This window comes from Trinickia dinghuensis (genome assembly GCF_003367175.1).
In the GTDB taxonomy this organism is placed as follows: Bacteria; Pseudomonadota; Gammaproteobacteria; order Burkholderiales; family Burkholderiaceae; genus Trinickia; species Trinickia dinghuensis.
In genome coordinates, this window is the sequence record NZ_QRGA01000006.1 from 267,473 (window position 1) to 283,081 (window position 15,609).

Genomic DNA, 15,609 nt, shown 5'->3' on the forward strand with positions numbered 1-15,609 from the left:
TGCCATATAAGGCATGACTAGAACAAGCGCGAGATCCGGATTGTTTATTTGCGTTGCGATAGGGGTTAAAAAGCCTTCATTCGGAAGCCTCATCCGAGCGAATGAGCTTGGCACCGAATAGGCGCGAGCGCGCCGCTTGGCTCTTCAACGCATTTTCGAGGTTGCGTTGTGCGATCCTTGAATGCTCGCGCATCAACGCTTCCGCACGCCCCCCTTCGCGGCGCTCGATTGCATCGAGCACCGCGCGATGCTGCGCCTGCGCCACGACCAGCACTTGATAGGCATCGCGCGCGACCGACTGTACCTCGACGAATCCGCTCGGCGACGCGAACGGCAATGCCATCGCCTTGGCAAGTTGGCGCTCGACGACGCTGCTGTTGCAGGCCGATGCGAGCAAACGATGAAACCGCTCGTTGACTTCGACGTAACGCGAAAACTTCGCCTCGCCCAGCTTCGGCGAAGCGAGCAGTGCGTCGATTTCGTCCACGCATTCGTACAGCTCGGTCATCAAGGGCTGCGCTACGCCCCGTTCGGCGGCAAGCCGCGCCGCCATCCCCTCCAGCGTGCCGCGCAACTCGATTGCGTCGTAGATTTCGGCGCTGCTGAACGAGCGTACGGAATAGCCGCCCGACGGCACGGCATCGAGCAGCCCTTCGTCCTGCAGCCGCATGAGCGCGGCGCGCACCGGTGTGCGCGACATGCCGAGGCGGTCCACGGCCCAAAGTTCGGTGATACGCGCGCCCGGCGCAACCTCGCCCGCGAGAATCAGCTCGCGCAGCCCCAGTTGCGCCTTGACCGTTTGCGACGCACCGGACGATGCGGCCGCATCGTTCGACGTTCCGTCGAATGACTCCATCCCAATCCTCTTGCTTATCTTTTGCTCCGCGCTCGCCTTGCTGTCTTTATAGATCCAGCACGAGCATCGGCGATTTCGACCGTGAGCAGCACGGCAAAAACTGATCGTTGGCCGCCTTCTCTTCGTCCATCAAATAGACGTCGCGATGATCGGGCTCGCCCGACAACACTCGCGTCAGACACGTGCCACAGACGCCTTGCTCGCATGAAGTCGGCACGTCGATGCCTGCCTGTGCGAGCGCCGCGACCACGGTCACGCCAGGCGCGACATCGATCACTTTGCCGGTGCTGGACAGCTTTACCTGAAACGCCCCACCGCCCTCTTGCGTGGGCGTCGCGGCGAAGAACTCGCGGTGCACATTCGCATCGTCCCAGCCCGCGGCTTTGGCAGCATCCATCGCAGCGGCGATGAAACCCGACGGGCCGCAGACATACAGATGGGTATCGGCACGAACTTGCGCGAGCAATACGTCGAGCCGCAACCGCTCGCCATCTCCAGCGTCATCGAAGTATAGATGAACCCGATCCGAAAACCGCGGCTCGGCGAGCCGATCGCGGAACGCGGTACGTGCAGCGCTGCGCGTGCAATAGTGCATCTCGAACGATGCACCATCACGATCGAGGGCCTCGGCCATCGATATGATCGGTGTCACACCGATGCCGCCGGCCAGCAGCAGAGAATGCCGCGCCTGCGCGTGCAGCGGAAAGTGATTCTTCGGCTCGCCGACTTCGAGCAAGCCACCCTCCTCCAGGGCATGCATTGCAACCGATCCGCCGCGCGAGTCGGCATCGCGCAGCACGGCGATCAAATAGCGATGCGATTCGCGCGGATCGTTGCAAAGCGAATACTGCCGCACGAGCCCATCGCGAAGCACGACGTCGATATGCGCGCCGGCCGAGAATGCGGGCAGCGCCCCACCGTCGGGCCGGACGAGCTCGAACGCGCAGATATCGGTGGCCACGGCGAATTTTCGGGCGATTTTGACTTGCATGGTCGATCTCACGAAGCGGCGCCGAGGGCCGGTTGGGTTTCCGTCATCAGGCGATCGAGCACCCGGCGCGACTGCACGCCGCCGGCATCGATGTTCAGCTTCAGGAGATTGCGCTCCGGATAATCGAGCAGATTGCGCTGCTGCGCCTCGAGCATGGCGAGGTCTTCGGAAAAAATCTTTCCTTGGCCTTCTCGGATCGTCTCCGTGAGTTCGACATCGCCGGGACGAAAATTGCGCGCCATGCCCCAGAAATACCAGATCGACGTCTCGGTCTCGGGCGTGATGAAATCGACGACGATGCTCGACGCCTTGTGCCGCGCATCGGCGTGATATCCACCGTGGCCCGCATGGGCGACGCCGACCTCGATCATCACGTGGCTCGGCGGCGTGAAGCGGCAGATCTGCCAGCGATCGCAAGGGACGTCGTCCGCCAGCGCGTTGCCGCGCAGCGCCGCGGCCCAAAACGGCGGCGGCATGATGTTCTCCATGAAGCGGCTCGTCACGACGGTGTCGCCTTCGATCTTCGTCTGCGGAGCGGACTCTTCGATCTCCGCCTGCCCGATGCTCGACGCGTGGACGTAAGTCTCGTGCGTGAGGTCCATCAGGTTGTCGATCATGAGCCGATAGTCGCACGCTATGTGATACAGCCCGCCGCCGTACGCCCATTCCGGATTGTCGGCCCATTCGAGCGGATGAATCGTTTCAGGGTCGGCAAGCGCCGCATCCCCCGGCCAGACCCAAATGAAACCGTAGCGCTCGACAGCCGGAAAACGGCGCGTCGCCGGGAAGCCGCCCACCCGCTGACAAGGCATCGACGCGCACTTGCCCTGAACGTCGACCGTGAGGCCGTGATAGCCGCACACCAACTGGCCGTCGCGGACGAAACCTAACGAGAGCGGCGCGCCGCGATGAGGGCAGAAATCCTCGAGCGCCGACACCACGCCATCCAACCCGCGAAAGAAAACCATGCGTTCGTTGCAAATTCGCCGGCCGAGCGGCTTTTCCGCGATCTCGTCCGGTGTGCATGCCACATACCAAGCATTCTTCAAGAACATCCATCGCCTCCCTAGTTGTATACAATAATCATCCGCAAGCGTGCCCGATGTAACATCACCAAACGCCTAACCCAGGAAAAAACACCGTTAATTTCCGAGTTTTCCGAGCGCATCATGCCGCCAGCGCGAGATCACATCTTGCCTTCAACGTCGATGATTGTATACATTGAAGCGAAGATTGCTAGCCCCGAAGGAAGTGTCTCGGGTAAACAACTAGGAATCGAACGGCCTCGATTGCGTCCCTATGATGGATAAGCGCCCATCTCGACAAAATCGATAGTCGGCATATTTGTTATGTGATATAACTTTTTACGGCAATCGAACCCACGCGGCAACGGCGCCATGCATGACATGTCGGCGTGAGTCGCGTACCGAGCACCAGCCGCCCCGGCGGCAACCAAGAACGATTTCAAACACGGAGACATCGGACATGACCGACATCCCACGCAATCCGCTCATCGATCAAGACGTCTGGACCGGCCGCTTGTTCGGCGGAGCGGAAGGAAGCTGGTATACAGCCGGCGAAACGCGCGACGTGACCGAGCCGGCGACGGGCGAACGACTCACGAACATCGGGCTGGCCCGTGCGGCGGACGTCGCGCGGGCCGCAAAAGCCGCTGCCGCGGCGCAACCGGCATGGGCCGCACTGCCCCCGCGCGACCGAGCCGCGATCATGCGCCGCGCGGCCGCGGCACTCGAGCGCAATCTCGAGCACACGGCGCACTATGTCGCCCGGGAGACGGGTGGCATCCCGGCCAAGGCACAGCTCGAAGTCGCGGAAGCCGCCACGCAACTTCATATCGCGGCAGGCCTGCCGTTACAGCCGCAGGGCCTGGTTCTTCCATCCACCGTTGGGCGCACAAGTTACGCGCGGCGCGTGCCGCATGGGGTTGTCGGCGTGATTTCGCCGTTCAACTTCCCGCTGATCCTGTCGATGCGCTCGGTCGCGCCGGCCCTCGCACTGGGTAACGCCGTCGTGCTCAAGCCCGATCCGCAAACGCCGGTCAGCGGCGGCTTTTTGATTGCCCGCGCGTTCGAAGAGGCGGGGTTGCCGCCCGGCGTGCTGCAGGTCGTCCCGGGCGATGCCGATGCAGGCGCGGCTGTTGTCGAGGCCCCTGAGGTCCGGATGATTGCGTTCACGGGCTCGACCGCCGCCGGCCGCAAGGTCGGCGAACTCGCCGGGCGATTGCTCAAGAAGGTATCGCTCGAACTCGGCGGCAAAAACACGTTGATCGTGCTCGACGATGCCGATCTCGACCTCGCCGCCAGCAACGCTGCATTCGGCGCGTTCTTCCACCAAGGACAGATCTGCATGGCGACGGGCCGAATCGTCGCGCATCGCAAGATCGCCGCCGAGTTGACCCGGCGCCTCGTCGAGAAAGCCACCACGTTGCCGATCGGAGACCCGGCCAGCGGCACGGTGGCCATCGGGCCGCTCATCAACGCGCGGCAGTTGCAGAACGTCGATTCGATCGTGCGCGCATCGGTTCAAGCCGGGGCCGTGCTCGAAGCCGGCGGCACCTACGAGCGGCTCTTCTACAAACCGACCGTGCTCTCGAACGTACGGCCAGGCATGCGCGCATTCGACGAGGAGATCTTCGGCCCCGTCGCCGTCGTCACGCCGTTCGACAGCGACGACGAAGCCGTCGAACTCGCGAACCGCACCGAGTACGGCTTGTCGTGCGCCGTCATCGGCACATCCTTGAACCGCGCGACGGCAATCGGCGATCGCCTCAAATGCGGCCTGCTGCACATCAACGGCCAGACGGTGGCCGACGAATGCGTGAACCCGTTCGGCGGACGCGGCGATTCCGGCAACGGCGGCAGCATGGGCGGTCCCGCCGATGCCGAGGAATACACGCAATGGCAATGGGTGACGGTCAAGGGCGCTGCGGAGCGCACGCCGTTTTAAGTCGCTCAGAACCGAGGTGGCGTCGGCGCGGGCGCCGCATTGCATTGCGTGCGCGCCGCCGCCGAAGCACTGCGGGCCTGGAACATCATTGACCGTGTCGATGGTCTTGGCGGTCTTAGTGGGATTGGAGACGAAACAATGAAGATCAAAGCAGCGGTGGCGCGCGAAAAAGGCGGCCCGCTTTCGATAGAGATGCTCGAACTCGAAGAACCGCGCGACGACGAAATCCTCGTGCGCGTCGTGGCCACCGGCGTCTGCCACACCGACGTCGTCGTGCGCGACGGTTTGCTGCCGACGCCGCATCCCGTCGTGCTCGGCCACGAAGGTGCCGGGATCGTCGAGCGTGTCGGCCGCAACGTGAGTAAAGTCGCCCCCGGCGACGCCGTCGTCATGACCTACGATTCGTGCGGCGGCTGCCCGGCCTGTGCCGCGCATGCGCAGAGCTATTGCCACGCGTTCTTCCCGCGCAATTTCTTTGCGACACGCGCGGACGGCACGAGCGCGATCTCGAAGGACGGCGAGCGAATTCATGGCCACTTCTTCGGGCAATCGTCATTCGCAACCCACGCGCTGTGCCACGAACGCAACATCGTCAAGGTGCCGGCCGACGCCCCGCTCGAGCTGCTCGGCCCGCTCGCCTGCGGCGTGCAGACGGGTGCCGGCGCCGTCATGAATGCGCTGCGTGTACCGGCCGGTGCTTCCTTCGCGGTATTCGGCACCGGTTCGGTCGGGCTGTCGGCCGTCATGGCCGCGCGCGTGGCCGGCGCCACGACGATCGTAGCGATCGATCTGCACGACGCACGGCTCGACTTCGCACGCAGCGTCGGTGCAACGCATACGCTGAACCCGGCGCGAGACGACGTCGTCGCGGCTTTGACGGCCCTGACCGGCTACGGCGTCGATTACACGCTCGATACGACAGGCAATGCGAAAGTCATTCGGCAGGCCGCCGACAGCCTGGCGCCGCATGGGACCTGCGGCATACTCGGCGCCTCGGCACCCGGTACGGAAATCGCGCTCGACGCGGTGCACTTCATGAGCGGCGGCCGGCGTGTGATGGGTATCGTCGAAGGCGAATCGACGCCCGACACGTTCATTCCGACACTGATCCGCCTGCATCAGTTGGGGATGTTTCCGTTCGATCGCATGGTGAAGTTCTACACCCTCGATCAAATCAACGAGGCGATCGCCGATTCGCTCGAAGGGAAGACGATCAAGCCGATCGTGAGGATGCAATAGGAGAAAGTAAGAGCAAGAGCAAAAACCCGCCGCGCAATGCATGATAGCGCGGCGGGTTTTTAGCGTCACGACAAATGGCCGGACGCTTCGACGTACAACTACGCCTGGATACGTTCAACGCGGGTTCAACGCGGCGCCATTCTCAACGCGCCGTCGAGCCGAATGACTTCGCCGTTGAGCGCGACATTGCCGACGATGTGCAATGCAAGGTTCGCGAACTCTTCGGGCTTGCCGAGCCGCTTCGGAAACGGAATCGATTGCGCAAGCGACTGCTGGGTTTCCTCCGGCAAGGCATAGAGCAAAGGCGTCAGAAACAGCCCCGGCGCGATCGTCACGACCCGCACGCCGAATTGCGCGAGATCGCGCGCGAGCGGCAGCGTCAGAGAAACGAGCCCACCCTTCGACGCCGCGTAGGCCGCCTGCCCGATCTGGCCGTCGTATGCCGCAACCGACGCCGTGCAGACGATGACGCCACGCTCGCCGTCGTCCAACGGTTCGGCACGCGTCATGCGCGCCGCCGCGAGCCGGATGACATTGAATGTGCCGAGCAGATTCACATTGATGATGCGCGCGAAGTCATCCTGCGGCATCGCGCTGCCATCGCGGCCGACGAGGCGCTTCGCGCCGCCGATACCCGCGCAATTGACGAGCATGCGCGCCGCGCCATGCGCGCGTTCGCCTGCATCCAGCGCGGCTTCGACCGACGCGGCATCCGTGATATCGCACTGCGCCGCCTGTGCCACGCCGTGCCCCAGTTCTTCCACGAGCGCATGCAGCGCGGCTTCGTTGATGTCGAGCAGCGTGACGCGTGCGCCCGCCGCTACCAATGCGCGTGCCGTCTGAGCGCCGAGTCCCGATGCGGCGCCCGTCACGAGCGCCGCTTGTCCTTTCGTTTGCATCGATTACTCCTTTGCTTGCGAGTCCGGATTGCTCGGCCAATCAAGCGGCCGACGTGGACGACGCGCCGCCCAACCCCAGCAACTTCACGGCGTTGTCCTTGAGCAGCAGCGGATGCACCTCGGGCTTGAACCCCGCCTTCTGAAAATCCTCCAACCAGCGGTCGGGGCGAATCAGCGGGAAGTCGGAGGCGAACAGCATGCGCTCTTTCAAAAGCGTGTTGGCGTATTGAACGAGCTGCGGCGGAAAGTACTTCGGCGACCATCCAGACAAATCGATATAGACGTTCGGCTTGTGCAGACAAATGGAGAGCGCCTCGTCCTGCCAAGGCCACGACGGATGCGCGATCACAACCTTCATATCGGGGAAATCGGCCGCCACGTCGTCGAGGTAGATCGGCTCCGAATACTTCAGGCGCAACCCGCCACCGCCAGGCATACCGCTGCCGATGCCCGAATGCCCGCTATGAAACACCGCCGGCAGCCCGTATTCGGCGATCACCTCGTAAAGCGGATACGCCATGCGATCGTTCGGGTAGAAACCCTGCACGGTCGGATGAAACTTGAAGCCGCGCACGCCGCACTCTTCGATCAAACGCCTAGCCTCGCGCACGCCCATCTTTCCTTTATGAGGATCGATGCTCGCAAAGGCGATCATGATGTCGCGGTTGTTCGCGGCGAACTCCGCGATCTCCTCGTTCGGAATCCGCCGGCGCCCCATCTGGCTCTCCGCATCGACCGTAAACATCACGAAGCCGATCTTGCGCTCGCGGTAGTACTCGATCGTCTCGGGAATCGTCGGACGCCGCCCCTGGCGCAGCACGGTCCCGAAATATTTGTCCGCGGCATCGTCGAATTCCTTGCCGAACAAGTCCGGCGGCTGACAGCACGACACTTCCGCATGCACGTGCGTATCGATCGCGATCAGATTGTCGATGTCCATACGCTTAGTTCCTTAATTAGTCATCCTAAATAGCTTGTTGACTCGTGGAGACTTCCCAACGGCGTCCTTCTAGCGTCGCGGCAACCAGATTCGCATCGCTGCGTCGCCGCGATGCAGCGCGTCGACAACGGCCGCGCGCTGCATCAGGACGGCACGCTGATTGATCGACCCCTTGTCCGTAATCTCGCCGGTTGCGAGCGAGGGCGGCGGATCGAGTAGCACCGCGCGCGCCACGCGATTCGCACTGCCCGTGCCTTCGGCGTAGAGCTTGTCGAGCATCTGCTGAAACGCCTCGATCACACGCGCATCGGCAAACACCTGCGCTGTTTCGGCATGCGGTGCCTGAGCCAGCGACCGGCAGGCCGGCAGATTCGGCACGATCAATACGCCGACTTCATTACGGTCATGGCCGGTGACGACGACATCTGCGACATAAGGGCTGCCCGCCGCGATCACGCGTTGCCGCAACGGCCCGACGCTGACCCAGGTTCCCGTGTTCAGCTTGAAATCTTCCGCCACGCGGCCGTCGAAGACGAACCCGCGGTTCAGATTCGCGGGATCGAGCCAGCGCACCGCATCGCCCGAGCGAAAGAACCCTTCGTCGTCGAATGCGTCCCGAGTCTGCTCAGGCGCGCGCCAGTACCCTGGCGTGACGTTCGGCCCGCGATACCGCACCTCGAGCTTGCGGCTCGCGCCCTCGCCGATCGGCACGAGCTTCAGTTCGATGCCCGGCAGCGGAACGCCGATCTGGCCGGCGCTCACCTCGGTCTCGGCGATCATGAGCGCGGACGGTGCCGTCTCGGTCATGCCAAGCCCGGTGTTCATCACGATCCGCTCACCGCAGTGCGTCATCGCGCTTGCATGCAGCCGATCCCAGACAGGCTGTTCGAGCGCCGCACCCGCGTAGAACTGCATGCGCAGCCGTGCGTAGAAGCGCTCGCGTAGCGCTGCGTCAGCCTCGAGCGCGCGCGCGATTTCTTCCCATCCCTTCGGCACGTTGAAGTAGACCGTCGGCGAGATCTCGCGCAAGTTGGCGAGCGTCGTAGCGATGCCGTCGGTGGTGGGCTTGCCGTCGTCGATGTAAAGCGTGCCGCCGTGAAACAGCGTGAGCCCGAAGTTCTGATTGCCGCCGAACGTGTGGTGCCAGGGGAGCCAATCCAGGAAGACGGGCGGCGCCTCGGCAAGAAACGGCCATGCCGCCGTCTCCATCACGAGATTGCTCGACCACATCCGGTTCGTATTGATCACCCCCTTCGGCATCTTGGTCGAGCCGGACGTGAAGAGGAACTTGACGATCGTGTCGCCGCTCGTCGCATCTCTTGCACGATCGATCGCTGCGGTCGGGCGCGTATCGAGCAACGCGGCAAGCGTCGTGCACTCGCGTCCTGCCGGAGCCGATTCGGCCACCGCGATCTCGATTCCCGCGGGCACGGCTTCGGCAATCGCCGCGGCGAAACGCCCGCCGTTATCCGCAAAAACGAGCCCTGGCGTAATGAGCGAGACGATGTGGCGCAGCTTGCCGAAGGTTTTGTCGAGCAGCGAATAGGCCGGTGAGATCGGCGCATACGGAACGCCCGCGCAGAGGCACCCAAGCGCAACGAGCGCATGCTCGATCGAGTTGCCCGACAGGATCGCCACGGGCCGCTCGGCATCGAGGCCACGTTCGAGCAACGCCTCGCCGATGCTGCGCGCCGCACGAGCCGCCTGCTCGTAGCTGAGGTGCTGCCATTGGCCGTCGGCACCGCGGCGCGCGATGAACGTGCGCTCGGGGGCGGCGGCCGCGTGCTCGAACAACCGATCGATCACGCGCTCGGGGTAGGCCGCGAGTTCGGTCGTCGACCGCACGCGCATGGTGCCGTCTCGGTTTTCCGTCACTTCGAGAGGACCGACGCCAAACTGCACGCGCCGATAGGGGTGGGCTGCCATCGAATGTCTCCTTCCATCTTGCCCCGACCGCGGCCTGATCGACCGTCTTGTCGAGCACGTTCACTTATGGGCGACGCCGCGGTGCATCACGTCACGCACACGCGCACGCACCAAGTACGAAACTATTTCGGCCACACCTTGGCCGTGCGGTGCTCCAGAAACGCGGCCAGACGATCTTGGGTTTGCGGATCGCTCAGTGCAACCGAAGCCATCAGCGATTCGGTCAGCAGCCCGTCCTGAATCGATTGATCGGCAATGCGCGGCAGCACCTGCGTGACCGCGTAGTTCGTCGTCGGCGAATTCTGGGCAATACGTTCGGCCAACTCGCGCGCCTTGGCGAGTCCCTCGCCGCTGCCGACGAGGTATTGAGCGATTCCTGCATCGTAGCCCTCGCGCGCATCGTAGACACGCCCGGTGAGCATCATGTCGGTCATGCGCGCAACGCCGATGAGCCGCGGCACCCGCACCGATGCCCCGCCGCCGACGAACAGCCCACGGCTGCCTTCGGGCAGGGCGAAGAACGCCGACGATTCCGCCACGCGCACATGGCAAGCCGAGGCGAGTTCAAGACCGCCGCCGATCGTCGCGCCTTTCAATACCGCGACGACGGGCGCCCGGCCGAACTGGATCTGCTCGAACGCAGCGTGCCACATCCGCGAATGATGCATCGCTTCGACCGTGCCGCGCTCGCGCATTTCGGAAAGATCGAGCCCCGCGCAAAAGTGTTCGCCTTCGGCATGCAGGACGATGGCGCGAACCGTGTCGGGCATCGTTTCAAAGGCCCGGCGCAATTCCGCGACGAGCGGATCGCTGATCGCGTTGCGTTTCGCGGGCCGGTTCAAGCAAACGAACGCCAGAGAGCCGGTGCGCTCGACCTTCAGGAATTCGTACGAGGGTTGCGTCATATCTACCACCAAGCGGTTATTCGTTAGCGACAGAAATAGTTATAACACATAACTAGATGACGCGGCAAACGATCTTGGACGGGAGTTTCGAAGCGTTTTGAAGCGTGACGAGCATGCCATCCGCACGCGGATGGCATGTTATGATCGTCAGGCATTTCCACGCACCTTTACTTTCCTCCTCCGATCACCTTTCCCCAACGCTCATGTCTTTGATGCTGCCCTCTTCCGGCGATGACGCGAGCGAGCAGGCGGATCAATCCGCGTTGCTCGATCTCGCCGGCTACAACATCCGGCGCGCCTATCTCGTCATCCAAGCGTTGTTCGACCAGGAGATGGAAAAACACGACTTGCGGCAGGCCGAGTTCTCCGTGCTGTCCATCGTCAGGGGAAACCCCGGCATCAATCAGCGTGCGCTAGCCGACGCGCTCGCGGTGGCGCCGCCGAACCTGGCGACCTTGCTGGACCGTCTGGAAGCGCGCGGCTTGGTGGCACGCCAGCGCAGCACCGAAGATAAACGCGTGCAGCACGTCGAGTTGACGACGCAAGGTGTGCGGCTCTATGGCCGCGCGCTGAAGGCAGCGGCCACCGCGGACTCGGAAGCGCTCCAACACCTGAGCGATGCCGAGCGCGAACAACTGAAAGCCCTGCTGCGCAAGATTTTCGTGAAGTGAATTCGCCGCGGCGGGCAATAGACGAATAGCCGCTCAGCGGTTCGCCGCCGGCAGCCCATCCGTCTTGTTGACGCTGCACATGACGATCAGCGCCGCACCCACGGGGCGCACATAGGCCATCTTATCGACGGGCAGCCGCGAAACGGGATGGAGGCTACGAAATTCGATCCATCCGCCGCCGCGGTCCGCGCGCTCGAACGTTTGTCGATTGAGCGCGTCGATGTCCACGCCGGGCGCAGCGACGGCCGGTTTGCCTGCCTTGGCCGGATCCGCTCCGAATGCGCGAAACATGCCGTTCCGATCGAGGACGATAACGAACAGATCGCGATCGATGAAGCCGCCGTCACGGCGATGAAAGCGCTCGGCCGCCGCCGCCAATCCCGCGCTTTCGAGCAGTTGCGCGGCTCGCTCGACAAGCGCTCTCGCCTCATCGGCGCAACCTTGACGCAGCTTCATCGCAATCACCGCGGCGCACAACTGCCGCGACTGCTGACGAAGCCGCTCGGCTGCATGCAATGAAGTTTCGACCATCCGCGCATTGCTGTGCGTAATGCGATCGAGTCCCTGCACCGATTCATCGATGCCACGCAGGCCATCGAGTTGCGCGGTGCTGGCAGCACAGATCAGACGCGCCTTCCCCGTGATTTCGCGCACGCCGGCGTCGACGGCCGTAAGCGCAACGGCCGCATCGCGGATCAGCCGCATGCCGACGCCGACCTCCCCCGTGGACCCTTCGATCAAGTGCTTCACTTCCGAAGCCGCACTCGCGCACCGTTGCGCCAGCGAGCGCACTTCGGCGGCCACGACTGCGAAACCGCGTCCGGCTTCGCCCGCACGCGCCGCCTCGACCGCTGCGTTCAAGGCGAGAATGTTCGTCTGAAACGCAATCCCATCGATGACATCGATGATGTCCGTCATCCTTCCTGAACGTTGAGAAAGCGCTTGCATGGCCTGCACGGCCGATTCCACCGTAGCTTTGCCGTCTTCGGCGGCCTCGCGTATCCGCTCCGTCAGCACGCTTGCCGTTTGCGCATCGCCCGCATTGACTTCGACGGTCTCGACAAGGGCCGCCACGTTTCCCGACGTTTGCCCCAAGCTCGCCGCCTGCTCGTCGGTACGGTGCGCGAGGGCCTCGGCACTCTCGAGCAGCCCATCGCCGGCCATGGCCACGAGCTCCGATTCGCTGCGGATGCTCGATACGAGGTTCGAGAACTGCCGCATCATGGCGTCCATGCCCCGCCCGATTTCGGACAATTCGTCACGTCCGGGCACAACCGGAGCGAGTTGCAAATTGCCGTGCCGCACCGCCTCGACGATGTCGGCCAGCGCGCGAGTGGCGCTGCGCACACTCGCGTACAAACACGCCACGAGGTAGACGGTCAGCACCGCACCGACCACGGCGATGGCGATAGTCGTGGTGTTGGCCGTCAACAAAGACGAGCCGCCGCCCACGGACATCGATGCGAGCGCTCCCAGGCTCGCAAGCCACGGCATCGCAAGCAGCGCGAGTTTCTTGCCCAGCGATAGGCGAAGCATGACGGCAACACCGGGGCGCAGCACGAACGCGAGATAGCTCATCGTTATCGATCCAATGCGGTTGCGGCAAGGCGGGCGCGACGAACCCGCCGCCGCGCCCACCTCAGACTGAGCACGCAAGCGCTCAAATCAGAACCGCGTCTGCAACCCGATGCGCCCGATGAACTGCGACGGACTGCTGGACGCGACCATGACATCGTTGATTTGCGCGTTGGCACCCGCATTGGCCCGCTGATAAACCGCAGCGACATAGACGTTGGTGCGCTTCGAGAAGTTGTACTGCAGCTCGGCCGTCAGCTGATGAGCATGGTTGTTGTTCACAGCCTGATTGCCTTTCATATACGAATAGACACCGCTCACGAGCCACGGGCTGTTGAACGAGTACGCCGCGCCCAATTCGGCCTGCCACACGCCGGCGCCATTGAGTTCGTTGCGTACAGTCGTGAAGAGCGCCGTCGTGACGAGCCGGCCGATGTGATAATGCGCCCCAACACCCCAGTTGCGCACGCTGTCCTGCACACCGGCGACGGCGGTCTTCGTCAGCGTATAGGCGGCATTCGCGCCGAACGGTCCGTTGCTGTAATTGAGCCCGAAGCTCTGCGCGTTGCCGGCTCCGATCGAACCGGCCACGTTGCCGAACCCGTACATGACTCCCGCGGAAAAACCCCCAATCGTCGGGCTCAAATACTTGACCGAGTTCTGTACGCGTTCGCCCGCCATCCGATCCCAGTCGAACCCGCCCGTCGGGTTGTTCGGCAATGCCAGACCGTTGAACGGCCCGTTACGAAAATCGTAGACGCCTTGGGCGTAGAACGCGGCGTCGTCAAAGCCGAAGAAGAGCGAATCGACCATGAAGTCATATTGATTGCCGAGCGTCAAACGGCCCCACTTCTGATCGTCGAGCCCGACATAGGCGTTGCGCCCGAACAAGCTCTGCCCCGGCATGAACGAACCCGAGCCGAGTTGGAACTGGTTGGTCAAATCGAACACCGCCTTGAGACCACCGCCTAGATCCTCTTTGCCGTCGAACTTGAGCAGGTTCGGCACCTCGATACCGTCGTCGAACTTCACGACGCTGCTGCCGCCCTGATTGCTGATATAAGACACGCCGCCGTCGATCAATCCGCTCAACGTCACGCTGCTCTGGGCAAACGCATGCGATGCGAACAGCACGCCGGCCGCCGCGAAGACTGCTTTACGCTTCATCGAAATATTCTCCTTGCCTGGTCTGGATAGGTCCCGCGGTCGCCGCCGCGGCTTTGTATTGGTCGGTGAACGGGGGATCGGTTAAGCGACGTCGCGCGATGCGGCGAACGTTTCTCCTTGGGTGGACGCGCGCTTCCGCGGGGCCGTTTCGATGAGGAACAGCGCCACAACGGCACCGCATGCCAATCCGGCCAACGCGAACTTGAGCGTGGCTGGCAAACCGAAGTGCTGCGCGATGAAGCCGGCGATGACAGGTGCGAGCCCGCCGCCAAAGATCTCGCCCGTACCCGATACGAACCCGACCGACGAAGCGACCAGCCCGAGCGGCGCCGCTTCCGTGGCGATCGGCCCGCTCAACAGGCCGAGCAGGCCCAAGGCGAACACCGAGATGCCGAACAACAGGGCGAACAGCAGTTGCGGATTGGCACCGGTGCGGGAAAACACATAAAGCAGGACGGCCGCGGCGATGAAGGAGATCACTGCAACGGGACGCCGGCCGATGTAATCCGATACGCCTGCCAAACCGAACGAACCGACGAAGCCGCCGAAGCCGAGCGCCGACACGACGAAGCCCATGCTTTGCGTATCCAAATGGAGCACTTCGACGAGATAAGTCGGGACCATGGCGCTGACGACGAAAATGCCTGCCATCGCGCAGAGAATCGCGAGCGTCGCCAGGAGCACATTGCGGCTGCGGAACAGCTCGGACCACTTCGCCTTCGCATGAACAACGTCCGGATGCGGCAGTTCGTTTTTCGGGCGCTCGCGCAACACAAAGGCGATCAACGCGGCGATGATCAGCCCTGGCACAGCGGAAATCATGAACACCCAATGCCACGACGGGACGATGCGCAGCAGTTGCGTCGCGATGATCGGTGCGAAGCCAAGGCCGAGCAACGAGAACATGCTCAGTTGCAGCCCTTGGTTGAAGCCGCGCCGCGAAGGGAGCGAGGCCTCGCCCGTCGCCGCGACGCTGGCCGGCGTGAACGCCCCTTCTGCCACGCCCATGATGGCGCGAATCAGCATCAAGCCCCCGAAGCTGGCCGCGAGTCCCGAGAGGCTTGAAAGCAACGAGAAAGCAACCATCGTCACCACGAGCATCTTTTTACGGCCGATGCGGTCCGATACCGGGCCCATCGCAATCGCCCAGATACCCCAGGCCACGCTCAGAATGCCGATCAGACTGCCGAGCTGCTGAAAATTGAGGCCAAGGTCGTGCATCATGTGAGGAAACAGCGGCGCGACGATCCAACGATCGAGGCCAACCAGGCCAAAGCCGAGCCCGAGCAAGATCAGCGTCTTGCGCTCGTAGGCAGTGTCATGCTGAAGGGGGTCGTTCATATGCGATGTCTCCAATTGTTGCCGCGTTCGATATAGTTATTTTTGATATTTGTTATAAAGCATAACGTTTACGCAGGCAATTGCAAGCATGCGGTTCCTAGGGAAAACGCGGAACGCGGGCGACCGGCAATG

General features: G+C 63.1%; 13 protein-coding genes. 3 read left to right on the forward strand and 10 right to left on the reverse strand.

The annotated features are described in order from the left end of the window. Positions 1–76: 76 nt before the first annotated feature. Genes DWV00_RS11040 through DWV00_RS11050 form a run of 3 tightly spaced genes read right to left on the reverse strand, consistent with a single transcriptional unit; the run spans position 77 to position 2,902 of the window. Positions 77–856: a GntR family transcriptional regulator gene (locus DWV00_RS11040; protein ID WP_115533612.1), complete on the reverse strand. Its 780-nt coding sequence runs from the start codon at positions 854–856 to the stop codon at positions 77–79. A 46-nt stretch (positions 857–902) separates the two neighbouring features. Then, positions 903–1,847, reverse strand: a complete 945-nt coding sequence (locus DWV00_RS11045; protein WP_115533613.1) for a PDR/VanB family oxidoreductase — start codon at positions 1,845–1,847, stop codon at positions 903–905. Positions 1,848–1,855: 8 nt separating this feature from the next. Beyond that, positions 1,856–2,902, reverse strand: coding sequence for an aromatic ring-hydroxylating oxygenase subunit alpha (locus DWV00_RS11050; RefSeq protein ID WP_115533614.1), 1,047 nt, complete (start codon positions 2,900–2,902; stop codon positions 1,856–1,858). A 430-nt stretch (positions 2,903–3,332) separates the two neighbouring features. On the opposite strand from DWV00_RS11050, the gene DWV00_RS11055 reads away from it, so the two are divergent. Beyond that, entirely contained in the window at positions 3,333–4,814 is a 1,482-nt protein-coding gene (locus tag DWV00_RS11055) for a benzaldehyde dehydrogenase (RefSeq protein ID WP_115533615.1), read from the forward strand. Positions 4,815–4,952: 138 nt separating this feature from the next. Then, positions 4,953–6,053: an NAD(P)-dependent alcohol dehydrogenase gene (locus DWV00_RS11060; RefSeq protein ID WP_115533616.1), complete on the forward strand. Its 1,101-nt coding sequence runs from the start codon at positions 4,953–4,955 to the stop codon at positions 6,051–6,053. A gap of 125 nt (positions 6,054–6,178) precedes the next feature. Here DWV00_RS11060 and DWV00_RS11065 read toward each other — a convergent pair whose 3' ends face one another. From DWV00_RS11065 to DWV00_RS11080, 4 genes are all read right to left on the reverse strand, one after another. Further along, positions 6,179–6,952 (reverse strand): SDR family NAD(P)-dependent oxidoreductase, encoded by a 774-nt coding sequence (locus DWV00_RS11065; protein WP_115533617.1) that lies wholly within the window; start codon positions 6,950–6,952, stop codon positions 6,179–6,181. Positions 6,953–6,992: 40 nt separating this feature from the next. Then, positions 6,993–7,892, reverse strand: a complete 900-nt coding sequence (locus DWV00_RS11070; RefSeq protein WP_115533618.1) for an amidohydrolase family protein — start codon at positions 7,890–7,892, stop codon at positions 6,993–6,995. 69 nt (positions 7,893–7,961) lie between these two features. Further along, entirely contained in the window at positions 7,962–9,818 is a 1,857-nt protein-coding gene (locus DWV00_RS11075) for a feruloyl-CoA synthase (RefSeq protein ID WP_115533619.1), read from the reverse strand. 122 nt (positions 9,819–9,940) lie between these two features. Then, positions 9,941–10,723: a crotonase/enoyl-CoA hydratase family protein gene (locus DWV00_RS11080; RefSeq protein WP_115533620.1), complete on the reverse strand. Its 783-nt coding sequence runs from the start codon at positions 10,721–10,723 to the stop codon at positions 9,941–9,943. A gap of 212 nt (positions 10,724–10,935) precedes the next feature. Between DWV00_RS11080 and DWV00_RS11085 the strand changes: the two genes are divergently transcribed. Further along, positions 10,936–11,394 (forward strand): MarR family winged helix-turn-helix transcriptional regulator, encoded by a 459-nt coding sequence (locus tag DWV00_RS11085; protein WP_245964823.1) that lies wholly within the window; start codon positions 10,936–10,938, stop codon positions 11,392–11,394. A 33-nt stretch (positions 11,395–11,427) separates the two neighbouring features. Here the strand turns inward: DWV00_RS11085 and DWV00_RS11090 are convergent, their stop codons facing one another. The 3 genes from DWV00_RS11090 to DWV00_RS11100 form a co-directional block, all read right to left on the reverse strand. Then, positions 11,428–12,972, reverse strand: a complete 1,545-nt coding sequence (locus DWV00_RS11090; RefSeq protein ID WP_115533622.1) for a methyl-accepting chemotaxis protein — start codon at positions 12,970–12,972, stop codon at positions 11,428–11,430. Between the two features lie 87 nt (positions 12,973–13,059). After that, positions 13,060–14,136, reverse strand: coding sequence for a porin (locus DWV00_RS11095; RefSeq protein WP_115533623.1), 1,077 nt, complete (start codon positions 14,134–14,136; stop codon positions 13,060–13,062). A gap of 81 nt (positions 14,137–14,217) precedes the next feature. After that, positions 14,218–15,477, reverse strand: coding sequence for an MFS transporter (locus tag DWV00_RS11100; RefSeq protein ID WP_115533624.1), 1,260 nt, complete (start codon positions 15,475–15,477; stop codon positions 14,218–14,220). Positions 15,478–15,609 lie beyond the last annotated feature (132 nt).